The sequence below is a fragment of the Achromobacter sp. 1012554356 genome (assembly GCF_059760815.1).
This window is the reverse complement of sequence record NZ_JCBANC010000068.1, coordinates 1-22,655: the sequence shown is the minus strand read 5'-3', so window position 1 is coordinate 22,655 and position 22,655 is coordinate 1. Positions and strand designations below refer to the sequence as shown.

Here is a 22,655-nt window from a genome sequence, read left to right as displayed (position 1 = left end):
TCATGGCCACTCAGACCGTACGTCCCGGGCCGAAGAACCCAGGGGGAAGCACCCGAGGCTCGACCAAACCTGACGCATCCGGCCAGGTGCTACCCGTGACCAATCCGCTGGACCTCTGGTATCTGTGCGAGAAGGCACGCTATGCCAGCGCCAATCCGTACAGGCGTGCCAGCGATGACGCACCCATGTACCAACGCACGGTTGCTCTGATGATCCGGGCGGATAACGAGCTCTTTGAGTATCGCTGGCCCTATTGCGCCGAAGTGGGCTACGACATGACGAAGACGCCGCCGGCTCCGATCATGAGTAAAAAACAGCCGCATCGGCCGAGTTCCTTTCCTTTGTCTCAATACAAGCGGATCAGTAGCCGGCAGTTTCCGCAGTACAGCAGTGTTGAGGTGGTGGTGGACTTATTGGGCTTGGATGAGCTTGAGAAGATGGTTCCAGTGCCGTTGCCGCCGGACGTCGAGGAAGGAATTTGGCAGGATACTCAGGTCGTGCAGAAAAGCCCGATGCGAATTCCTGATGTTGTGCGGATCATCAACCACACGATGGGAGGCGAGCCTCAATACAGTCAGCCTAATCTCGCTGGTGTGATTGAAATGAAGTTTGGGAAGGACTCGCTTTCTGATGAGCAGCGACAGGCTTACGAAGACATAGCCGGTGACAGCGAAAAATTCCGATTGCTTCAAACCGACCGATGCGACAGAGCAGACAGGCACCAGCGCCGCGAGTGGCTCACTGCGGCGCAGAACGAACCCGTTTACAAACCCGTGTCTCAGGTTATGTCGCTGCCCTTGCGAGCTTCGGCTGATCCGCACGGCCTCGTGGTGGGTTTGATTGACGCCGAGCACCAGGCTGCAAAGCGGGCCCTCGAAGTCAGACCACCGCCCCCGGAACGTCCTGCCATGAGCGTCGGCCCCGCTATCGGACACGATAACGCAGCGACTGCTCGGGCGCGCGCGCAGATTGAGATTTCACTCATGGCCCCCTTTTTGTTTGTGGGAGCCACGGGTATTAGCACTGGCATGGCGGCCGCTGCTGGAGGCAGTGCTGCACTCTCAGGGTCAACCTTGGCTGCACGAGCCGGCCCGCGAGTCGTGCAGTATGGCCGCCTTGTTACCTGGGGCCGCTTCACAGGAGTGACCAGTGCAGCAGGAACGAGTGTGACCTACGCCAAATCGAAAGACGGAATCTCCGCACCGATTCTGACTCCCGAACTTCAACGCCAATGGCAGGCATATCAGGAGTGGGAGGCCAGCCAACGGAATCAACCGCGCACGGAGCAGCTGTATCTGTTCTGGGCCGATGCGCCGGAGACTAAACAATGACCAATTTTTTTAATGAATTCGATGCCGAACGCTGGTACTTCACCTTCGCGGATGAGGACGACAACACACTACTCGTTCAGCAAGTCGGAGTTATTGCCATATTCCATCTTGTTGACGCCTATCTGCCTGTTCGTCGCAAAGGCATCGCAGAGGCGTTCACTCTCTACCATGAACTCTATGGCGATAAGCTCAAGGGCGGATATCGCGAAGATAAGCGCATGATCGTCCGCCCCTTCGCCAAAATGGACTTTGAAGCCTATCGAGACTACATCGTGAATACCAGTCCGATGGATGTCGTCGAGTTCAAATGTATGTCCAAGTTAAGTTTGGGGCACGTTAGCGACTATATGTTTGGGGTCTTTTCTCCCGCCGGATGGTATGAGCAGGTTCACAAACCTCTCACTACTGTACGGGCCTATCTACCTGTCGTAGAGCTTGCGGGGGAAGGGAAAGCTCGATTCGAGAGTTTCCTGTTGAAGTGCTGCGCGTTGCTTCGCCCTCTCCATGGCGCTGCCGGACTGGGGATTCAGGAATGCCACGATTGGGAGGATTACCAGACCCTTGAACACGAGACAGCCTGGGCATATAGAGGGGTAGATGTTTGCGGACCGACGGGAAAGAAGACCCTGCGTGAGGGCTACAAGAATCTCAACTGGTACACCTTCCTCGCCCATCACTGGATTGCCACGTTAGGCACGCCGGAAGAATTGAAGACGAAGCTGAACGACGAACGCATCGCGCTTCTCCCCTACGAATGGGGCACCGCCATCCGCGCCGGTGATTGGCCCGCACTCGGCAAAGCCGAGACAGACCCGACTCCCGAACTATACGTAAAGGTCAACAACGCCATCCGTTCATTGCGGGTGCAGGACGTCGGATCTCTGCACTACGGCTCCATCGCCGGTGAGATCCGCTTCAATCCGCTGACCAGCAACCTCTGGCTGCGCCGTTTCGATAGGCTGGAGGAAATCAAGGCCGTCATCGACGAGTCGGGCAAGATCAAAACCAGCGAACGTCACTTCCTGCGCATGCTCTCCGGCTCACCTTGTCCATGGCCTGGCATCTGGATCTGCGAAGAGGAGCCTTCCCAAGGCAGGCAGACATTCATGCACAACGATCTTCTGCCGGAAGTGAACGGCCAAATAGTCACCTGGCGTCTGGTCAAAGCGCTATAGCGGAGGCAACAACCAAATGCCAGAAATCATCCGCAAAGACGACAGCACCGACCACGGGGGGTCGGTGCTGGAAGGTTTCCCGCACACCAATCTCAATGGCAAACCCATGGCCGGCGTAGGCCATCAGGTCTCCTGCCCCAAGTGCGACGGCGTCTTTCCCATCGTGCAGGGCAGCGCTACATACAAGATCAATGGCATCCCGGTTGCGCTGCACGGCATGACGACGGCCTGTGGCGCCCACCTGATCGCCAGCGGCTCAAAAGCGCGTGTCGAACGCCACGCGGTCCGGGATCATCAGCGCGACTAGCTCTCAGCCGCGCTCGACCTTCCATCCCATCTCGGCCGATATCCCCGCAGCCGCGCTCTGCACCACCGGCACCATCTCACGCATCCGCTCCAGCGACATATAGGGCACGGTGCTCGACACGCTGATCGCGGCGACGATGCCGCTGGACGCATCGCGCACGGGCGCCGCAACGCAGCGGATCGACGGTTCGTTGTCTTCCAGGTCGAACGCGTAACCCTGCGACGCGTAATCGCGCATGCGGTCGCGGAACGCCTCCCAGCCTTGCTGCCCGCCGGGCGCGCGCGACGACACCGGTGCGCCGACGCGATGCAGCGCCTTCCACTGCGGCTCGTCCGCATCCAGCAGCAACGCCTTGCCCACGCCGGTCGCGGCGAGCGGCATGCGGTGGCCCACGCGCGAACGCATTTCCAATCCCTTCTTGCCCGGAATCTTTTCGAGGTACAGCACGTCGTTGTTGTCGCGCACCGCCAGGTGAATCGTGTCGCCCGTCATGTCGGCAAGGCTGTCCAGATAAGGGCGCGCCAGCGTCGCCAGCGGAAAGGCCTCGCGCGCCTGAAAGCCCAGTTCGATCAGCTTGGGGCCCAGCACATAGCCGACGCCCGGCAGCGCGCGCAGGTAGCGCTCTTGCACCAGACAGCTTGCAAGCCGGTGCGTGGTGCTGCGCGCCACGCCAATACGCGCGCAGATTTCCTTCAGGTCGCGTGCGCCATCGGCCACGGCCTGCACCACGGCAAGACCGCGCATTAACGTCTGCGTGCCGGCCGGTGCGGCGGCATCAGGGTCAAGCGTGGCGGATTGCGCGGAGTTCAGCGTGGTGGTGGTCATGGTGCGAAGGCAGTGTTGCGGGGCGGCGGGAAAGATCGGCAAGCATACCCGGCGTCGCGGCACGGATACATGTTAATTCCCTGTATGTGGGATTTAATTCTATATTTTGAGATTTTTCAAGCGCTGAACTAGAATTTTTGCCATCGTGCGCTGCGCACCTCTCCCGCGCGCGCTCGGCAGATTTCAGACAACAAGGTTCGCGCCCTCTCAGCCCTCCCGCGCGCCATCACGGCGCCACGACGGCAGCCGGATGCGCGGACAGAGACGAGACAGACTCTGATGAATACCGGATCGCCCGCCCGTGCGGCTCTCATCGCGCTGGATTGGGGCACCTCTTCACTTCGCGCCTACCGCCTGGACGCCACGGGCCGCACGCTCGATACGCGCCATTTGCCCTGGGGAATCATGCGCCTGCCGCAACCGTTGCAGGACGGCGCAGCCACTACGGCACTATCCGGCTTTGAACTGGCTTTTGACCAGGCGTGCGGCGACTGGCTGCGTGCCGAACCCGCCCTGCCCGTCATCGCCTGCGGCATGGTCGGCAGCGCGCAGGGCTGGAAGGAAGCCGCCTACCTGGACGTGCCCGTCGAACTTGAACGCATCGGCACGCTGCTGACCGTCGTGGACCGCCCCGGCGGCACGCCCGTCCACATCGTGCCCGGCCTCATCCAGCGCCACGGACTGCCCAACGTGATGCGCGGCGAAGAGACCCAAGTCTTCGGCGTGATGGCAGACGAGGCCAGCGCCAATGCCGACAGCGTGCTCATCGGATTGCCCGGCACGCACTCCAAATGGGTCAACGCACGCCGCGGCCGCGTCACCCACTTCGACACTTTCATGACCGGCGAGGTCTACGCGGCGCTGCGCGGCCACACCATTCTGGGCCGCACAATGGCCGACGCCCCCAGTGCCGACATGGCTGCCTTCGAACGCGGCGTGAAGGTCGCGGGTGCGCCGGCTGGCCGGGCGGGCGTGATGTCCACCATCTTCAGCACGCGCGCGCTGGGCTTGACCGGCGAACTCGCGCCCGAGTCGCAGGCCGACTACCTGTCGGGCCTCTTGATCGGCCATGAAGTCGCCGCGCTGGCCGAGATGCTGCGCCAGCAGGGCGAACTGCCCCGCATCGTGCTGTGCGGCGAGCCCGCGCTATGCAAGCGCTACATCCTGGCCATGCAGCATTACGGCCTGGGCGCGCCCGAGCAGGCGCAGAACGCCACCGAGCGCGGACTGTGGCACCTGGCTATCTGCGCCGGCCTCGTCTCCCCTTCCATTCAGCTCTCCGCCTAGGAATCTTCGATGAACCATCCCGGTCTGCAAACCGCCATGGCCCACTGCGGCCTGATCGCCATCCTGCGCGGCATCACGCCCGCCGAAGCCGAGCCCGTCGGACAGGCGTTGTACGAGGCGGGCTTTCGGCTGATCGAAGTGCCGCTCAATTCGCCGGATCCGCTGGACAGCATTCGCGCCATGCGCGCCGCGCTGCCCACCGACTGCCTCATCGGCGCCGGCACCGTCCTCAACCCCGACGACTGCGCCCGCATCCAGCAGGCCGGTGGCGAACTCATCGTCATGCCGCACAGCGACCCGGCCGTCATACGCCAGGCCAAGAAGCTGGGCATGGCGTCCTGCCCCGGTGTCGCCACGCCCACCGAAGCCTTCGCGGCGCTGGCCGCCGGGGCCGACGTGCTGAAGATGTTCCCGGCCGAGCAGCTCGGCCCGGCCGTGCTCAAGGCCTGGCGCGCCGTGATGCGCCCGCCGATCGCGCTGGTTCCCGTGGGCGGCATCACGCCCGACAACCTTTCGAATTACGCCCAGGCGGGCGCCAGCGGCTTCGGCCTGGGCTCCGCCTTGTACAAACCCGGCCTGTCGGCCGAAGCAACCGGCCAGAACGCACGCGCTTTCGTCGCGGCCTGGCAACGCGCCTATCCTGCCCAGGAGACACAAGCATGAAGATCACCAAGCTCACCACCTACATCGTGCCGCCCCGGTGGTGCTTCCTGAAGATTGAAACGGACGAAGGCATCGTCGGCTGGGGCGAGCCCGTCGTCGAAGGCCGCGCGCACTCCGTCGCCGCCGCCGTCGAGGAACTGTCCGACTACCTGATCGGCAAGGATCCCCGCAACATCGAAGACCACTGGACGGTCCTGTACCGCGGCGGCTTCTACCGCGGCGGCGCCATCCACATGAGCGCACTGGCCGGCATCGACCAGGCGCTGTGGGACATCAAGGGCAAGCACCTTGGCGTGCCCGTGTCGCAGCTCTTGGGCGGCAACGTACGCGACCGCATCCGGGTGTACTCGTGGATTGGCGGCGACCGTCCGGCCGATACCGCGGCGGCCGCCAAGAGCGCCGTCGAGCGCGGCTTCACCGCCGTCAAGATGAACGGCACCGAAGAGCTGCAATACATCGACTCGTTCGACAAGGTCGAAAAGTGCCTGGAGAACGTGGCCGCCGTGCGCGACGCCGTCGGCCCGAACGTGGGCATCGGCGTGGACTTCCACGGCCGCGTCCACAAGCCCATGGCCAAGGTGCTGATGAAGGAACTTGATCCGTTCAAGCTCATGTTCATTGAAGAGCCCGTGCTGAGCGAACACTACGAAGCGCTGAAGGAGCTGGCGCCGCTGACATCCACGCCGATCGCGTTGGGCGAGCGCCTGTTCTCGCGCTGGGACTTCAAGCGCGTGCTGTCCGAAGGCTACGTCGACATCATCCAGCCCGACCCGTCGCACGCCGGCGGCATCACCGAGACCCGCAAGATCGCCGCGATGGCCGAAGCCTATGACGTCGCGCTGGCTCTGCACTGCCCGCTCGGCCCCATCGCGCTGGCCACCTGCCTGCAGATCGACGCGGGCTGCTACAACGCGTTCATCCAGGAACAGAGCCTGGGCATCCACTACAACGCCGCCAATGACCTGCTCGACTACGTCAGCAACCGTGAGGTCTTTGCGTACGAGGACGGCATGGTCGCGATCCCGCAAGGGCCCGGCCTGGGCATCGAAGTGAACGAGGAATACGTCAAGGAACGCGCCGCAGTGGGCCACCGCTGGCGCAACCCCATCTGGCGTCACGCCGACGGCAGCTTCGCCGAATGGTAAGCCGATAAAAGAGAGAGGAGACTCCTTTGTCCACCGCCGCGCACGCCGGCCTGCAGGGCGCTCAGCGCCCGACCCGCAGCCGCTACATCATCATGGTGATGCTGTTCATCACCGTCGTCATCAACTACCTGGACCGCAGCAACCTGTCCATCGCCGCCCCCGCCCTCAAGGACGAGTTCGGCCTGGACACCTGGCATGAAGGCCTGATCCTGTCGGCCTTCGGCTGGACCTACGCCGCCATGCAGATTCCCGGCGGCTGGCTGGTGGACCGCGTGTCCCCCCGCGTGCTGTACGCCGCCGCGCTGATCCTGTGGTCCGCGGCCACGTTCTTCATGGGCTTTGCCGGCAGCTTCGTCATCCTGTTCGTCCTGCGCCTGGCCGTGGGCGCGCTGGAAGCCCCGGCCTACCCCATCAACAACCGCGTCGTCACGACCTGGTTCCCCGAACGCGAACGCGCCACCGCCATCGGCTTCTACACGTCGGGCCAGTTCGTCGGCCTGGCGTTCCTGACGCCCGTACTGGCCTGGCTGCAGCACCACTACGGCTGGCACATGGTGTTCGTCAGCACCGGCCTCCTGGGCATCATCTGGGGCGTGCTGTGGTTCATGATCTACCGCGAACCGCGCCAGTTCAAGGGCGCCAACGCGGCGGAAATCGAGCTGATCCAGCAAGGCGGCGGCGTCGTCGATCTGGACACGCGCGTGCGCGAGAAGAAGGCGCCGTTCAACTGGAACGACCTGGGTCTGGTCATGAGCAAGCGCAAGCTGTGGGGCGTGTACCTCGGCCAGTTCTGCCTGACCTCCACGCTGTGGTTCTTCCTGACCTGGTTCCCCACGTATCTGGTCAAGTACCGCGGCATGGACTTCATCAAGTCCGGCTTCCTGGCGTCGGTGCCGTTCCTGGCCGCCTTCATCGGCGTGCTGTGCTCGGGGGTGCTGTCCGACTTCCTGATCCGCCGCGGCGCCACCGTCGGCATGGCGCGCAAGCTGCCCATCATCCTGGGCCTGCTGATCTCCACGTCCATGATCGGCGCGAACTTCACGGACTCCACGCCGTGGGTCATCTTCTTCCTCGCCGTCGCGTTCTTTGGCAACGGCCTGGCGTCGATCACGTGGTCGCTCGTGTCCACGCTGGCGCCGGTGCGCCTTCTGGGCCTGACCGGCGGCGTGTTCAACTTCGTCGGCAACCTGTCGTCGATCTGCACGCCCATCGTGATTGGCTTGCTGGTGTCCAAGGACAGTTTCGCCCCGGCGATCGTGTACGTGTCGTCGCTGGCGTTGCTGGGCGCGCTGTCGTACATCCTGCTGGTTGGGAAGGTGGAGCGGATCGAGGCGTAATGCAGCGTCCGGAAGCGGAACTTCTGCCTGCAAACACACGGATAGAGATCTGAAGCCCAAAGGCCTGAGTCCGGCGTTGCGCCGAACTCAGGCCTTTTCACGTGTGGCACGCGCGTTCGTTGATGCCGAGATTGATGAGAGACCTCGCCGGCGGCGGGCCACGCCCATCCGCCGTCAGATCACTTCCGCGCGGTGGGTACAGCGACCGGCACCTCGGCACGGACCACGGGCAGTTCGCCCTTTGCCCAGAGCACAAAAGAGTTCAACATCGGCCGGTACATGGGGATATCCAAGCCGTCCCAATTGAAGGCGCTGAAGCTGGACTTGAAGACAGTCTTTCCGGTGCTGGCGTCGATGCCCTGCATCGTGCCTTCGAAGTTATAGCCACCCTTCCACTGCGCGTCGGATACCAGGATCAGGAAGTTGCCGATCTGCTTGCTCAGAATGTTCAAGCCCAGCACGTCGGAAACGTTGCTTACCTTGTCCTGCAATTCACGCTCGATGACAATTGTCTGCAGGTCGCTCTTGGTCAACACCTGCTCAAACACCCCGGTGTCCTTGATGGACGTCGTGAAGTAATCCACGAAAAGCGGGTTGGCAGGCTGGGCCTCCACTTTAAGATGCACCATCTTCCGATACGCAGGATCGAATCGTTCAGCGACCAGAATATTGGTAGGCGAAACGGCCACCGTGGTGGGGAACAGACCCGTCGCGGCATCCGGCTTGACCGGTTTAAGCGTGGTGCCGCAGCCGGTCAGCGCGGCCAGCAACAGAAGTCCCAACAAACGTCGAGTCATGATTGTAATTGAATGAGTTTGTAATTCACTCAATGTAACACCGAACGCTTGTGCGCCCGCGTTAACTCACGACCGCCTCCATTCGCCTGAACCGCTTGAAATCCCAATGCCTGCCCGGCGCCGCCTCAAGCAACTGGCGCGTGTAGCCGTCCCTCGGCTGGGTCAACACCGCAGCCGCATCCCCAGCCTCGACAATCTGCCCCGACTTCATCACCACAATCGAATCGCAGATCTGCGCCGCCACGCGCAGGTCATGGGTGATGAACAGCACCGCCGTATCGGTGCGTGCGCGAATGTCTTCGATCAGCTCCAGCACTTGCGCCTGCACCGAAACGTCTAGCGCCGACACGGCTTCGTCGGCGATCAGGATGTCGGGCCGCAGGGCCAGGGCCCGCGCGATGCAGATGCGCTGGCGTTGCCCGCCCGAGAACTGATGCGGGTAGCGATCCATGGTTTCCGCACTCAACCCGACAATGTCCAGCAGCTCGATGGCCCGCGTCCGCGCTTCGTCTTCCGGCACGCCAAAATTGCGCATGCCTTCGACGATGGAGTCGCCTACCCGGATGCGCGCATTGAGCGACCGGTACGGATCCTGGAACACCACCTGGATGCGCTTGCGCACCGGATGGAACTCGCGCTTGGTGGCGGTGGCGATTTCCGTGCCGTCCAGCCGCACGCTGCCAGCGCTCGGATCGATCAGCCGCGCAATGCAGCGCGCCAACGTGGATTTCCCCGACCCCGACTCCCCAACGACGCCGACAATTTCCTTCTTGCGCAGCGTGAAGCTGACGTCTCTGACCGCGTGCACCGTGCGCTTGGCCTTGAAGAAGCCGCGCTCGGCATAGGTCTTCTGCAGGCCTTTCACGACCAGCACCGGCGCACCTTCCGGCGCCTGCCTTGCCTGCGGCGCCAGGCCAGGGACCGATGACACCAGCATGCGGGTGTAGGCCTCTTTGGGACGCGCGAGGATGTCGTCGCGCGTGCCCACTTCCACCATGCGCCCCCGGTTCATCACCGCAATGCGATCGGCGATTTCCGCCACCACGCCGAAGTCGTGCGTGATGAATAGCACAGCGGTGTTGTGCGACTGCTGCAGTTCCTGGATCAACGCCAGGATCTGCTTTTGCGTCGTCACATCCAGCGCAGTGGTCGGTTCATCGGCGATGAGCAGCTTGGGATTCAGGATCAGCGCCATGCAGATCACGATGCGCTGGCGCTGCCCACCCGACAACTGGTGCGGGTACGACTGGTAGATGCGTTCGACGTCCGGCAGCCGCACCGATTCCAGCATGGCCAGAATCTTGCGCTTGCGCGACGCCGCATCCATGCCGCTGTGGGTGCGCAGCACCTCGTCGATCTGCCAGCCCACCGTGCGCACAGGGTTGAGCGCCGTCATGGGCTCTTGAAAGACCATGGACATGCGCGTGGCGCGCAGTTCACGCAGGCGTTCCGGCGTGCAGGCCAGCACGTCCTCGCCATCCAGCAGGATGCGGCCCGCGCAGGGCTTGAGCGCATCGGGCGCCAGAAGGCCCATCACCGAAAACGACGTGACCGACTTGCCCGACCCGGACTCGCCGACGACGCACAAGGTTTCGCCGGCGTGAATGTCGAAGCTGATGCCTTCCACCACGTGGCGCGGCTCCTCTTGCGGCGCGCCCACCAACTGGACCGACAGGTTCTGCACTTGCAGCACGGGCATTGTGGATTCGTTCATGTCAGACCCTCCGCGCCATCTTGGGATCAAGGGCGTCGCGCATCGCGTCGCCCAGCATGTTGACGCTGAGCACCGTCAGCGCCAGGAACAGGCCCGGCAGCAGGATCAGCTCGGGTCGGACCTGGAAGTACATGCGGCCCTCGGCGATGACGTTGCCCCAGGACGGAAACTCCGGCGGCATGCCCACGCCCAGAAAGCTCATGACCGCCTCGGACAGCATGGCGGACGCAAAGATGAAGGTGCCCTGCACTATCAGCGGCGCAACGGTGTTGGGCACAAGATGGCGCATCATCAACACCCGCGTCGGCGTGCCAAGCGAAATGGCGGCCTCCACATAGGGCTCGTCGCGCAGGCTCAGGATCAGTCCGCGCACCAGGCGCACCACCCGCGGAAACTCGGGCACGGCAATCGCGATCAGCACCGTCAGCAGGCTGGCGCCGGTGACGGCAACCAGCGCGATGGCCAGCAGGATGCTGGGCACGGACATGATGCCGTCCATGATCCGCATGATGACCATGTCCGCCGCCCGGAAGTAGCCGGCGATCACGCCCAACACCAGTCCGGGTATCAGCGCCGCGACGGCCGTGCCCGCGCCGATCATCAGCGAGATGCGCGCGCCGTGGATCACGCGCGACAGCACGTCTCGCCCGTAGGCGTCGGTGCCGAACCAATGCTCGGCGGAAAAGCCTTTCAGGCGCTGCATGGGGTTGATGGCCATCGGATCGGCCAGCCCCAGCAGATTGGCCGAGACGGCGGCCAGCACGATGACCGCCAGCATGACCAGCGCGGCCATGACCGGCCAGGTGGACAGCGTGCGAACCAGCGCCGACCGGGGCGGCTTGCGGGCGGCCGGGGCGACGCCCGTCCCACCCGCGATCGAGTGTATGGAAGTGGACATGCGGATTCCTTCAGTAACGGATGCGCGGATCGAACACCGAATACAGAACGTCGATGGTCAGGTTCACGCCGATATAGACCAGCGAGAACAGCAGGATCAGCCCCTGGATGAGCGGATAATCCCGGGCCAGCACGGACTCGACCACCAGCCGGCCCAGCCCGGGCAGGTTGAACACCGATTCCGTGACGACCACACCGCTGATCAAGAGGGCGATGCTGACGCCGATGACGGTGATGATCGGCACGGCCGCGTTGCGCAGCGCGTGCGCCATCATCACGGCGCGCTCGGTGATGCCCTTGGCACGGGCGGTTCGGATGAAGTCTTCGCCCATCACTTCGAGCACGCTGCTTCGGGCGATTCGCGCGATCAGCGCCACAAAGCCGGTGCTGAGCGCGATGGTGGGCAGCAACAGGTGCATGCCGAACGCGACGAGGCCGGCTGAAGGCGACTTGTAGCCCTGCACCGGCAGCCAGCCCAGTTTCATGGCGAATAGCAGGATCAGCGCGTAGCCGGTGACGAAGATCGGCACCGAAAAACCCAGCACCGAAAACGCCATCACCGCGCGGTCCGCGCGGGTGCCGCGCCGCCAGGCCGAGAAGACGCCCAGCGGCACCGCGATCAGCGTGGACAGCAGGATGGTCGATAGCGCCAGCGCCAGCGATGGCCCCACGCGGCTGCCGATCATCGCCGTCACCGGCGTGCCGGAATGCAGCGACGTCCCCAGGTCGCCTTGCAGCACCTGTCCGCCCCACAGCATGAACTGGGTAGCCAACGACCGGTCCAGTCCCATGTGCTCGCGGATCTGCGCCAGTTGCGTCTCGGTGGCCGCGTCACCCGCCAGGATCAGCGCCGGATCGCCGGGCGTCAGCCGCAGCAGGCAGAACACCAGCACGGCCACCGTCAGAACCACGGGGACCGTGGCCAGGACGCGTCTGAGAATGTAGCTGAACATGGCTTAATTGCTGGCTTTCTTGATGTTCCAGAACACCGGCGCCGGCGAGTCCAGCACGCCCGACAGCTTCTTGCTGAACGCCGCTGCCGTCTCGATCTGGCCCAGCGTGATCGCCACGCCCTCGTCCAGCATGACGTCCTGCAGTTGCTCGGCAATCTGCTTGCGTTCCGGTTCCGTGCCTGCCACCAGGAACTTGTCGCGCAGCGCTTCCACCTGCGGCACCGTCGGCCAGCCAAACCACGCCTTCTCGCCATTGGCCGACACGCCGTAGTTGCGCAGCGGATCCATGATCTCGCTGACGTGCCACGTGGTCACGAAGATGCTCCAGCCGCCCTTGGCCGGCACGTCGCGATTGGCGCGGCGCGACAGCATGGTCATGAAGTCCATGGCCTGCAGTTGCACGTTGAAGCCCGCCTGGCGCAACTGCTGCGCCATCACCACCGGAATGGCCGAGGCCATCGCAATGTCGGTGGCGTGCAGGATCACCACGGGAGCGCCGTCATACTTGGCCTCCTTCAGCAGCGCCTTGGCCTTCTCGATGTTGGACGGCACGATCATGTCGGCGCGCGTGTTGCTGGAATACGGCAGATCGCAGCCGAACACCGCGCCGCACGTCTTGAAGAATTCCGGGTCGCCCACCTGCGCCTTCAGGATGTCGTCCTGGCCCACCGCGTACATGGCGGCCTGACGCACCAGCTTGTTGTCGAACGGCGCATGCAGCTGGTTGAAGCGGTACATGGGCTGGTAGCCCATCTTGTCCAGAATGCGCAGCGTCAGGTCCGGCGAGCTTTTCACCATCGGCACCAGATCGAACGGCACAGTCTCGATGTAATCGACCTCGCCGCCCAGCAACGCATTCACCGTCGTCATCGGGTCGGCCATCGCCACCCATTCCACGCGGTCCACGTTGACCACCTTGCCGCCCGCCGTCCAACTGGGCGCTTCCTTGCGCGGCACGTAGTCGGCGTTCTTCTCATAGACCGTCTTCACGCCCGGCTGGAATTCCTTCTGCACGAACTTGAAGGGGCCGGACCCGGTGTAATCGGTGATGGCCTGCGCCACCGGCGTCTGCGCCACGCGCTTGGGCATCATGAAGCTGGGCAGTCCGCTGGGCTTGCCAAGCGCCGACAGGACGTCGGCGGGCGCCTTCAACACGATCTTGAAGGTCTTGTCGTCGACGACGTCCATCGACGCCACCAGCGGCATGAGTTGGCGGCCGGTCTTGTCCGACTGCGCCCAGCGCTGGATCGATGCCACACAATCTTCGGCCTTGACCGGCGCGCCGTCGTGCCATTTCAGGCCATCGCGCAGCGTGAACGTGTAGGTCTTGCCGTCGGGCGATATCTCCCACTTATCCGCCATCTGCGGCTGGATCTTGTTGTCCGCGTCCGTGGCCAGCAACGTGTCGTAGATCATGTAGGCATGGTTGCGCGTCTGATGCGACGCTGTCAGCACCGGGTCAAGCACCGTCAGCTTGCTGGCCATCACCACGGTCAGTGTTTCAGCCTGTGCCGGCGCCCAGGCCAATGCGCCGGCGCAAGCCAGCGCGGCGCCCAGACGGGCAAGACCGAAGCGGGTTTCAAGTCTTTCAGCGTTCAGATAAGCCATGTCGTTCCCTTGAAGTTCTTATGGATGAACGGGGCCTGTGGCCGGCCCCTGGTGTCGAATTGCGATCGGATCAGACGATGTCGAATGACAGCGGCGACATCTGCTCGGCGCTGCGGCCAGCCACCAGGTCGCGTGACGGCACCAGCGCCTCGGCGCGGCGCTGGGCCTCGTCCACCTGTTCAGCGGCCTTGCGATAGTCCAGGGAATGCACCTGGCCTTCATGCACCACCCGCTTGCCGTCGATGTACACCGTGTGCACGGCGCGGTCGGCGGCGGCGTAGACCAGGCTGCGCACCGGATCCCGCGACGGACGCATCAGGTGGTGGGTCATGTCCACCATCACCAGGTCGGCGCGCGCGCCCACCGTGATGCGTCCCAGGTCTTCTCGGCCCAGCGCCGTCGCGCCCCCGACCGTCGCGGCGTGGAAGACTTCGCCGGTGGTGACGGCGCGCGGCGTTTGCGCCATCAGGCGGGCCAGATAACCCACGTGGCGCATTTCCTCGATCATGTTGTGCGGATAGGTGTCCGTGCCGATGCCCAGGTTGATGCCCGCGCGGCGATACCGCCCGAAGTCGCGCAGCGCCATGCCGCGGCGCATGAACACCGTGGGGCAATGCGCCACGCTGGCGCCTGTTTCGGACAGGATGGACAGGTCGGTGGCCGTGTTCCAGTGCGTATTCGGATGATCGTCCACGAAGATGCCGTGGCCCACGATGCTGCCCGGATCCAGCACGCCCAGGCTGTGCAGCCACTGCACGGGCGTCAGGCCGTGCCGGCGCGTGATCTCGTGAAACTCCGGCAGCGACTGCGCGGCGTGCGTCTGCCAGCCGATGCCGCGGCGCTTGGCCTCCTGGTGGCTGGACTTCAGCAGTTCCGGCGTGCAGGTGTCGATCTGCGCCGGCACCAGCATGCCCGTCAGCCGGCCGCATTCATGCGCCTCGGCTTTGTCGATCAGCGCCAGCGCGCGCTCCATGCCGGCCTCGCCCGCCTTCTCGTTCCATTCGTACTCCACGACATGGCCATTCTTCGTGTACCAGCGCGCCGAACGGAACATGGGCGCAATGTAGGCACGCAGGCCGCTTTGCACCATGATGTCGATCCAGTGCTCGTGCGCCACCGACATGTCCACCACGGTCGTCACACCGGACATCAGCAGCTCAGCCGCGGCCAGCGTCAGTTGCGCCGGTGCGGCCTCGTCGTCGCCTTCCATCGTTGGCATGTACTCGTACAGATTCGAGTTGTAAAGGCCCGCCGAGCCGGTCTCGTCCGTGTACCCCTTGTTGATGGGTTCATGCACCAGGTGGCTGTGAATGTCCACCAGCCCCGGCATGACCATCATGCCGCTGCCGCTGACAATGTCCGCATCCGGCGCCGCCGCATGGGCGCCCGGTCCGACGTGCGTGATGCGCCCGTCCGCGAACGCCACGTCGGCGTTCTTCATGTAGACATGCCGCTGGCGCGCCTCGTCCCAGGCAACCACAACCTCGGCGTTCTTGATCAGGGTAGTTTTCAACGCAATATCCTCCGAAATGATTAATGGGTATCCGGTGCTGCTAACGTCAGGCCGGCTGCGCGCCCTTGCGGGCGCTGGGTGGCGCCAGGCTGGGCAGCCCGCGCGGCAGGAACTTTCCCTGGCCCGGCGAGCCCGCAAAATTCGCACCGTCCCAAACGATCTGACCGCGCAGCAACGTCATCGCGGGCCACGCCCGCAGTTGCATCCCGGCATAGGGGGTGTAGTCCACCGCGTGGTGCAGATGTTCGTTGCCCAGCGTGAAGTCACGCTCTTCCCAGATCACCAGGTCAGCGTCGCTGCCGATGGCCAACGTGCCCTTTTGCGGATACAGGCCATAGGCGCGCGCGGGCTGGGTCGCGGTCAGCTCCACAAAGCGGTTCAAGCTGATGCGCCCGCCCAGCACACCTTCCGAATACAGCAGCGGCATGCGGGTCTCGATCCCGGGAATGCCGTTCGGGATATGGCGGAATGCCACTTCCTTGCCGCCTGGCGTCTTGCCGTCTTCGCCGGTCAGGTTGAAGGGCGAGTGATCGGACGAGAACACCGTGAACAAGCCATCCGCCAGCCCCTGCCAGATCTCTTCCTGGCTGGATGCGTCTCGCGGCGGCGGACTGCACACGCAGCGCGCGCCGAAATAGCTGTCGTCCGTGCCCAGGTCTTTTGCCGTCAGCAGGATGTATTGCGGACAGGTCTCCGCGTAGATGTTGAGCCCTTTGGCGCGGGCCTCGCGGATCTGCTGCACTGCCTCGCCGCCCGAGATATGCACCAGCAGGATCGGCACGTCGATCAGCTCGGACAGCGCAATCGCGCGGTGGGCGCCCTCGCGCTCAACCAGCGTGGGCCGCGACACCGCATGAAAGCGCGGCGCAGTGCGACCAGCAGCTTCCAGTCGGCGCGTCAGCCACGCGATGCAGTCGGAGTTTTCGGCATGGATCATCGCCATGCCGCCATGCGTGCGCGCCACGTCCAGCACGTCCAGAATCTGGCCGTCGGACAGCTTGAGCGCGTCGTACGTCATGTACAGCTTGAATGAGGTGTAGCCGGCCTTGATCAGGCGCGGCAGTTCCTCGTTCAGCACTGCGGGCGCGGGGTCGGTCAGGATCAGATGGAAGGCATAGTCCACGCATGCGCGGCCTTCGGCGCGCTGGTGGTAGTCGTCGATGGCTGCCTGCACCGTGCCGCCCTTGCGCTGCGCCGCAAACGGAATCACGGTGGTCGTGCCGCCGCAGGCGGCTGAGCGCGTGCCCGTGAAAAAGTCGTCGGCCAGCTTCACGGGCGGCGCCATGGGCTGATCCAGGTGACAGTGCGCATCGACACCGCCCGGCGTCACCACGCGACCCGCCACATCGATTTCGCACAGGCCCGGCGCGAGGCCACGGCCGATCTGCACGATGCGGCCGTCGGAAATCGCCAGATCGGCGCGGCAGGTATCGCCGGCAGTCGCCAACACCGCGTCGCGCAGCACCAGATCAAAACCCTGCTTCGTCATATGCGTCAGCCCGTCTGATCCGCCCTTGTCCTGGCAGCGAAAGCGCAACCGGATGGGCATGTTGTGAGCGGATTCTAGGCCGAATACAAAAATGATTACGCTAGTGATTACCCTGAAATATACATTTCACCATCAGATTGTTAACATTATTTTTTACAGCACCAGTTCGCAGTTCACAACGACGGCGTCCGATCGGGTATCTTCACGTTCACCCGTCAGGTTGCAGACAACGTGACGTCTACAAGCGGCAAAGAACCGCTCACCACCCCTGGCGGCGACCCCGTCCAGGCATCAACCGCGCAAATCAACAACGAGCCCATGGCATCAGACAAACGCGAAACCTCGGTCACCGGCATCTACGAACGCATCTATCGCGCCATCCTGGACAACCGGCTCAAGCCCGGAACCAAGCTGGTCGAAGAGCGCCTGGCCGAAATCTTCGAAGTCAGCCGCCCTCGCATCCGGGAGGTCCTTGCGCGCTTGGCCCACGAACAGATCGTCGAACTGTTCCCCCAACGCGGCGCGTACGTGGCCAAGCCTTCCATCGAGAAGGCGCGCGATGTTTTCGAGGCACGCAGGCTCATCGAACCGGCCGTGGTCCGGCGTCTGACGCAGAACCTGACACCCGACAAGCTGGCGCGCTTGCGCGAACATGTCGTGCTGGAACACGACGCCCGCAAGCGCGACGACAAGCGCGCCATCATCCGGCTGGCTGGCGAGTTTCATATCCTCTTGAGCGAACTGGCCGGCAACGGCGAGTTGGCGCGGACCATGCGCGAACTCTCCACGCTCACGTGCCTGGTCATCTTCCTGTACAACCTGCCCACCGCCACCAGTTGCCGGGACGACGAACATGAACTCATCACCGAGGCCATCGCCGCCCGCGATTCGCAACGCGCCGAGGAACTGACCCTGCATCACCTGGAACACATCGAACAAAGCGTGAAGCTGGAGTCGGTGGAAGAATCGGTGGACCTGGAAGACGTTTTCAAATTCTGAAAGTCACCCATGCAAAAAAGCCCCGGTGGATCGATTTCCACCGGGGCTTTTCATTGCGCGGCCCGCAGGCCGGCTCTCAGCAGCCCTGCATCGCCAGCTTGCGCCGCCGCACATTGCCGGCGCGCTGCACCAGCACCAGCGCCAGTCCCGCCGTTGCGATCACCGCGCCGGCAATCGGCACCGCCGCGTAACCCATGCCCGCCGAAATCACCGCGCCCCCGGCCGCTGCGCCCACCGCATTGCCCAGGTTGAATGCGCCCACGTTCATCGACGAGGCCAATCCCGGCGCATCCGTCGCCGCACGCATCACACCCATTTGCAGAGGCGGCACCACCGCGAACGTCGCGATACCGAAGATCAAGAGCGCCACGGCCGCGCCGACCGGCGTGGACGCCAGCCACGGGAACGCCAGCAGATCCACGATGACCAGCACCAGGAAGAAAATCAACGTGCCATCGAGCGAGCGGTCGGCCATGCGCCCGCCCACGCCATTGCCCAGCGTGAAGCCCAGGCCGATCAGCACCAGCATGCCCGTCACGAACGCCGGGGATGCGCCCGTGATCTCGGCCAGCGTCGGCGCGATGTACGTGTACAGCGTGAACATCGCCCCCGCGCCCAGCACCGTGGTCAACAGCGCCAACAGCACCACGGGGCTGCGCAGCACGGCCAATTCATGACGCACATTGGGACGCCGGCCCGCCTCGCCCGCCGGCAGCGCGAACCAGAGCGACAGCATCGCGATCAGCCCCAGCACTGCCGTCGCGGCAAACGACATACGCCAGCCGATCACCTGCCCCAGCCACGTCGCGGCCGGCACGCCGCCCACGTTGGCGATGGTCAGCCCCATGAACATCGTCGCCACCGCGCTGGCCTGCTTGTGACGCGGCACCACGCTGGCGGCCACCAGCGAGCCCAGGCCAAAGAACGCGCCATGGTTCAGACTGGTCACCAGACGGGCCAGCAGCAGCGTCGTGTAGTTGGGCGACAGCGCCGACAGGATATTGCCGATGGTGAAGATCGCCATCAGCAGGATCAGCGCCTTGCGCCGCGACCACCGCGAGAACGCCAGCGTCATCAGCGGCGCGCCGATCATCACGCCAATGGCGTAAGCGCTGATCAGCATGCCCGCGCTGGGGATGGACACGTTCACCCCCTCGGCGATGACGGGCAACAGGCCCATGGGAGAAAACTCGGTCACGCCGATGCCAAACGCACCGACGGCAAGCGCCAACAACGGCGGGCCGGCATTCACCGGCTGGGTTTCTTGGGGATTCATGCAAGTTCCTTGGGTTCGACGGCGCCGGCAGGACGTTCCTGGGGCGCGCCCGGCCTGAAATGGCCGGCGCATCGGATAGACAGGCGTGCAGTATGACCGCCGGATCCTTGCAGAAAAAGGCGTCTTGCGGGCAAACACTTTTGACTTCAGGTCATTAATCAGCGCATGTCCGACCCGCCGCCTGGGCGCGCCGTCAGGTATGCAGTCCCCAGCGCTTTGCATGCTTGCGCGTGTTGGTCGTGATCCATCGCGTCAGCCGCTCCAGAAGCGTCCGTTCTGTTCCCGACCGAGCTTCGTCCCACAAGCGAGTCTTGACCTGGGCCAGCGCGTCCGGCAATGCTCCGACAAGAGATCGCGCCACGGCAGCAACATAGCGCGGGTTAAATCCCAGATCGCTCGCCATGGCATCGAGTTGATCCTTGCCAATAGCGCCCGGTTTGTCCTCCCCGCCAATGGCAAACGCGAACCGCGCGCTCCACCCGGGGTAAATCGCCGTGCACATCAAGTCGTAGAACGGCGCAAGGACGTATTTCCCGTCGCCGTCCAGAAGCACGGAGAGATTCTTCGCATGGCTGTCGTTGTTGCCCACCATCAGGTTGAACAGAATCCATTGCAGGAAACGCTTTACGTCCGGACCACCGACACCCGCTGCCGCCAGCAACTTGCGGCAATCCAGCAGCGTCGGACCGCCATCCGATTCGTACTTCACGTTCGAAGGCTTGCCCGCCAACTGGCACAGATCCAGCTGATGCAGTCGCCGTAAGCCGCCCAGTCCGTCGGGCATGCGGTCGTAACGCTGAAACAGACACGCGCGCGTTTCCGGTTGATAAACGGCTGGCGCAACGCCCAACCCAAGTGCTGCCGCCAGTTGCATGACCAGCGTGGACGGCTTCAGTGGATTGATAACCTTGCACAAGCGGTATCGACGGCGAGATCGGGCGAGCGTCTGGTCGTCCGATCCACGCGTCGTCATATGCGAAGCGCAGGGGCTGCTCGTCGAACAGGCGCCCGACCTTCTGGCCATCCCGGTAGAGATCGAGCGCGTCTAGATTGCTCATGGCAGCCTCGCGCGCTTGGGTGCGATCTGCACCTCCAGCCCTTTATTGCCCGCCTTGGCCACAAAAATTACCGCTCGGGAGCAAAGCCGTCACAAACAAAAAGGGCGTCCTCCCGGACGCCCCTCCATTCACCCCAACGCGCTTACTTCAGCAGCAGCGCATTCAACCGCTTCACAAACGCCGCCGGGTCCGCAATCTGCGCCCCTTCTGCCAGCAACGCCTGATCCAGCAGCAGACGCGCCCACTGGTCGAACTCGCCATCTTCAGCCGCACGAATGCGGGCGAGCAGCGGATGCTCGGGGTTGATCTCCAGCACCGGCTTCACGTTCGGCGCTTCCTGGCCCGCGGCCTTCAGCATGCGCAGCAGGTGCGGGCTGAGCTCGTTCTGGCCCACAACCACGCACGCCGGCGAATCCACCAGGCGCAGCGTCACGCGCACTTCCTTGACCTGGTCTTCCAGCGTCTTTTGCAGGCGCTCGACCAGCGGCTTGAAGTCCTCAGCCACTTCGGCCTGGTGCTTCTTTTCTTCCTCGTCGGCCAGTTCCGCCAGATCGAGGCCGCCCTTGGCGACCGACACCAGCGACTTGCCGTCGAACTCGCGCAGGTACGACAGCATCCACTCGTCGACGCGATCGGACAGCAGCAGGACCTCGATGCCCTTCTTGCGGAAGATCTCAAGGTGCGGGCTGTTGCTGGCCGCGGCGAACGTGTCCGCCGTGACGTAGTAGATCTTGTCCTGGCCTTCCTTCATGCGCGACACGTAGTCGGCAAACGACACCGTCTGCGCCTGATCGCCCGAGTTCGTCGACGCAAAACGCATCAGCTTGGCGATGCGCTCAAGATTGGCGGAGTCCTCGCCCGCGCCTTCCTTCAGCACCTGGCCGAACTCCGACCAGAACGTCGCGTAGTCTTCCGGCTTGTTTTCGGCCAGGTCTTCCAGCAGCGACAGGATGCGCTTGGCCGAACCCTCGCGGATGGCGCGCACGTCGCGGCTTTCCTGCAGGATCTCGCGCGACACGTTCAGCGGCAGGTCCGCCGAATCGATCACGCCGCGCACGAAGCGCAGGTACGACGGCAGCAGCTGGTCGGCGTCGTCCATGATGAAAACGCGCTTCACGTACAGCTTCACGCCGTGGCGGCCGTCGCGGTCCCACATGTCCATAGGTGCATGCTTGGGCACATACAGCAGCTGCGTGTACTCGCTGCGGCCTTCGACGCGGTTGTGCGTCCACGCCAGCGGATCGTCGTAGTCGTGCGAGACCGTCTTGTAAAACTCGCGGTACTGCTCTTCCGTCACCTCGGACTTGTTGCGGGCCCACAGCGCATTCGCCTGGTTCACCGTTTCCAGTTCGTCGGTCTTGATTTGCTCGCCCTTCTCTTGATCCCACTCTTCCTTGGCCATGCGGATCGGCAGCGAGATGTGGTCCGAATAGCGGCGCAGAATCTCGCGCAGCTTCCAGCCGTTCAGGAGTTCGTCTTCGTCGGCACGCAGGTGCAGCGTCACGTCCGTGCCGCGGCCGGCCTTTTCAGCGGCGGCGATCGTGAACTCGCCTTGGCCGTCGGATTCCCACTGGATCGCGTCCGTGGACCCGGCGCGGCGGCTGACCACCGTCACCTTGTCCGCCACGATGAACGACGAGTAAAACCCCACGCCAAACTGGCCGATGAGCTGGGCATCCTTTTGCTTGTCGCCGGTCAGCTGCGAGAAGAATTCGCGCGTGCCCGAACGGGCGATCGTGCCCAGGTTGGCCACCGCCTCGTCGCGCGACAGGCCGATGCCGTTGTCGGAGATCGTGATGGTCCGGGCGGTCTTGTCGTAGCTGACCGTGATGGCCAGTTCGCCGTTGCCTTCCAGCAATTCCGGCTGGTCGATGGCTTCGAAGCGCAGCTTGTCGCAGGCGTCCGACGCGTTCGACACCAGCTCGCGCAGGAAGATTTCCTTGTTGCTGTACAGCGAATGGATCATCAGATGAAGCAGTTGCTTCACCTCGGCCTGGAACCCCAGGGTTTCGGACGCGGAATTCGTGGCGGTTTGGCTCATGGTTCTACGTAGCTCGGAAAATAAATTAGGGACAAGTATCGGTCGGCTGGGGCAATGCCCGCGCGGCCGCCGGGAAACCCTACTGATGTGGGGGCCAATGGGAACTTTTCAAGACCGGGTGGCGGCGAAGCAACCTGACAGGCCGCTGTCCCCGGTAAAATCCCGCACTTTTCTCACCTACCCCCTCCCCGGCCGGCCTTCCCGCCATGCAACCCGCCTCCCTGACCCCACCCGCGCCCC

Annotated in this window: 19 protein-coding genes and 1 pseudogene; 8 read left to right on the top strand and 12 right to left on the bottom strand. The window is 63.9% G+C overall.

Annotation, left to right across the window (positions count from 1 at the left end):
* Nucleotides 1-95 precede the first annotated feature (95 nt).
* From AC6LJW_RS25545 to AC6LJW_RS25535, 3 genes are read left to right on the top strand one after another with little or no spacing between them, the layout of a single operon-like run.
* A complete protein-coding gene (locus AC6LJW_RS25545) occupies nucleotides 96-1,331 on the top strand; it encodes a VRR-NUC domain-containing protein (protein WP_498088586.1) in 1,236 nt (411 codons plus the stop codon).
* Entirely contained in the window at nucleotides 1,328-2,506 is a 1,179-nt protein-coding gene (locus AC6LJW_RS25540; RefSeq protein WP_498088584.1) for a type VI immunity family protein, read from the top strand. The genes AC6LJW_RS25545 and AC6LJW_RS25540 overlap by 4 nt, the downstream gene beginning before the upstream one ends.
* 16 nt (nucleotides 2,507-2,522) lie before the next feature.
* Complete coding sequence (locus AC6LJW_RS25535; protein WP_498088582.1) at nucleotides 2,523-2,813, top strand: PAAR domain-containing protein; 291 nt, start codon at nucleotides 2,523-2,525, stop codon at nucleotides 2,811-2,813.
* 3 nt (nucleotides 2,814-2,816) lie between these two features.
* Here the strand turns inward: AC6LJW_RS25535 and AC6LJW_RS25530 are convergent, their stop codons facing one another.
* A complete protein-coding gene (locus tag AC6LJW_RS25530; RefSeq protein WP_056559439.1) occupies nucleotides 2,817-3,638 on the bottom strand; it encodes an IclR family transcriptional regulator in 822 nt (273 codons plus the stop codon).
* 279 nt (nucleotides 3,639-3,917) lie between these two features.
* Here AC6LJW_RS25530 and AC6LJW_RS25525 point away from each other — a divergent pair, with 279 nt between their 5' ends.
* From AC6LJW_RS25525 to AC6LJW_RS25510, 4 genes are read left to right on the top strand one after another with little or no spacing between them, the layout of a single operon-like run.
* Nucleotides 3,918-4,925: a 2-dehydro-3-deoxygalactonokinase gene (locus AC6LJW_RS25525; RefSeq protein ID WP_056559442.1), complete on the top strand. Its 1,008-nt coding sequence runs from the start codon at nucleotides 3,918-3,920 to the stop codon at nucleotides 4,923-4,925.
* 9 nt (nucleotides 4,926-4,934) lie between these two features.
* A complete protein-coding gene (locus AC6LJW_RS25520) occupies nucleotides 4,935-5,588 on the top strand; it encodes a 2-dehydro-3-deoxy-6-phosphogalactonate aldolase (protein WP_056559445.1) in 654 nt (217 codons plus the stop codon).
* Nucleotides 5,585-6,733, top strand: coding sequence for a galactonate dehydratase (gene dgoD / locus AC6LJW_RS25515; RefSeq protein ID WP_056559450.1), 1,149 nt, complete (start codon nucleotides 5,585-5,587; stop codon nucleotides 6,731-6,733). The genes AC6LJW_RS25520 and dgoD overlap by 4 nt, the downstream gene beginning before the upstream one ends.
* Nucleotides 6,734-6,759: 26 nt before the next feature.
* Nucleotides 6,760-8,070, top strand: coding sequence for an MFS transporter (locus tag AC6LJW_RS25510; protein WP_056559454.1), 1,311 nt, complete (start codon nucleotides 6,760-6,762; stop codon nucleotides 8,068-8,070).
* A gap of 179 nt (nucleotides 8,071-8,249) precedes the next feature.
* Here AC6LJW_RS25510 and AC6LJW_RS25505 read toward each other — a convergent pair whose 3' ends face one another.
* The 7 genes from AC6LJW_RS25505 to hydA all read right to left on the bottom strand — a co-directional run bounded on the left by AC6LJW_RS25505 (nucleotide 8,250) and on the right by hydA (nucleotide 17,041).
* Entirely contained in the window at nucleotides 8,250-8,867 is a 618-nt protein-coding gene (locus tag AC6LJW_RS25505; RefSeq protein WP_498088580.1) for a hypothetical protein, read from the bottom strand.
* Between the two features lie 61 nt (nucleotides 8,868-8,928).
* Complete coding sequence (locus AC6LJW_RS25500) at nucleotides 8,929-10,581, bottom strand: ABC transporter ATP-binding protein (protein WP_498088578.1); 1,653 nt, start codon at nucleotides 10,579-10,581, stop codon at nucleotides 8,929-8,931.
* A 1-nt stretch (nucleotide 10,582) separates the two neighbouring features.
* Nucleotides 10,583-11,479, bottom strand: a complete 897-nt coding sequence (locus AC6LJW_RS25495) for an ABC transporter permease (protein WP_056559463.1) — start codon at nucleotides 11,477-11,479, stop codon at nucleotides 10,583-10,585.
* A 10-nt stretch (nucleotides 11,480-11,489) separates the two neighbouring features.
* Nucleotides 11,490-12,431: an ABC transporter permease gene (locus tag AC6LJW_RS25490; protein WP_008167838.1), complete on the bottom strand. Its 942-nt coding sequence runs from the start codon at nucleotides 12,429-12,431 to the stop codon at nucleotides 11,490-11,492.
* A gap of 3 nt (nucleotides 12,432-12,434) precedes the next feature.
* Entirely contained in the window at nucleotides 12,435-14,039 is a 1,605-nt protein-coding gene (locus AC6LJW_RS25485; protein ID WP_056559466.1) for an ABC transporter substrate-binding protein, read from the bottom strand.
* A 70-nt stretch (nucleotides 14,040-14,109) separates the two neighbouring features.
* On the bottom strand, nucleotides 14,110-15,552 hold the full coding sequence (locus AC6LJW_RS25480) for an amidohydrolase family protein (protein WP_498088575.1): 1,443 nt from the start codon (nucleotides 15,550-15,552) through the stop codon (nucleotides 14,110-14,112).
* A 46-nt stretch (nucleotides 15,553-15,598) separates the two neighbouring features.
* Entirely contained in the window at nucleotides 15,599-17,041 is a 1,443-nt protein-coding gene (hydA, locus tag AC6LJW_RS25475; RefSeq protein WP_498088596.1) for a dihydropyrimidinase, read from the bottom strand.
* 318 nt (nucleotides 17,042-17,359) lie between these two features.
* Between hydA and AC6LJW_RS25470 the strand changes: the two genes are divergently transcribed.
* A complete protein-coding gene (locus AC6LJW_RS25470; protein WP_056559472.1) occupies nucleotides 17,360-18,040 on the top strand; it encodes a GntR family transcriptional regulator in 681 nt (226 codons plus the stop codon).
* Between the two features lie 76 nt (nucleotides 18,041-18,116).
* Here AC6LJW_RS25470 and AC6LJW_RS25465 read toward each other — a convergent pair whose 3' ends face one another.
* The 4 genes and pseudogenes from AC6LJW_RS25465 to htpG all read right to left on the bottom strand — a co-directional run bounded on the left by AC6LJW_RS25465 (nucleotide 18,117) and on the right by htpG (nucleotide 22,415).
* Nucleotides 18,117-19,316, bottom strand: coding sequence for an MFS transporter (locus tag AC6LJW_RS25465; RefSeq protein WP_498088573.1), 1,200 nt, complete (start codon nucleotides 19,314-19,316; stop codon nucleotides 18,117-18,119).
* Nucleotides 19,317-19,509: 193 nt separating this feature from the next.
* Nucleotides 19,510-20,232: a HipA domain-containing protein gene (locus AC6LJW_RS25460; protein ID WP_498088571.1), complete on the bottom strand. Its 723-nt coding sequence runs from the start codon at nucleotides 20,230-20,232 to the stop codon at nucleotides 19,510-19,512.
* A 28-nt stretch (nucleotides 20,233-20,260) separates the two neighbouring features.
* A pseudogene (locus tag AC6LJW_RS25455) lies at nucleotides 20,261-20,374 on the bottom strand (hypothetical protein); the annotation flags it as partial.
* Between the two features lie 142 nt (nucleotides 20,375-20,516).
* Complete coding sequence (gene htpG, locus AC6LJW_RS25450) at nucleotides 20,517-22,415, bottom strand: molecular chaperone HtpG (RefSeq protein WP_498088569.1); 1,899 nt, start codon at nucleotides 22,413-22,415, stop codon at nucleotides 20,517-20,519.
* Nucleotides 22,416-22,655: the final 240 nt, after the last annotated feature.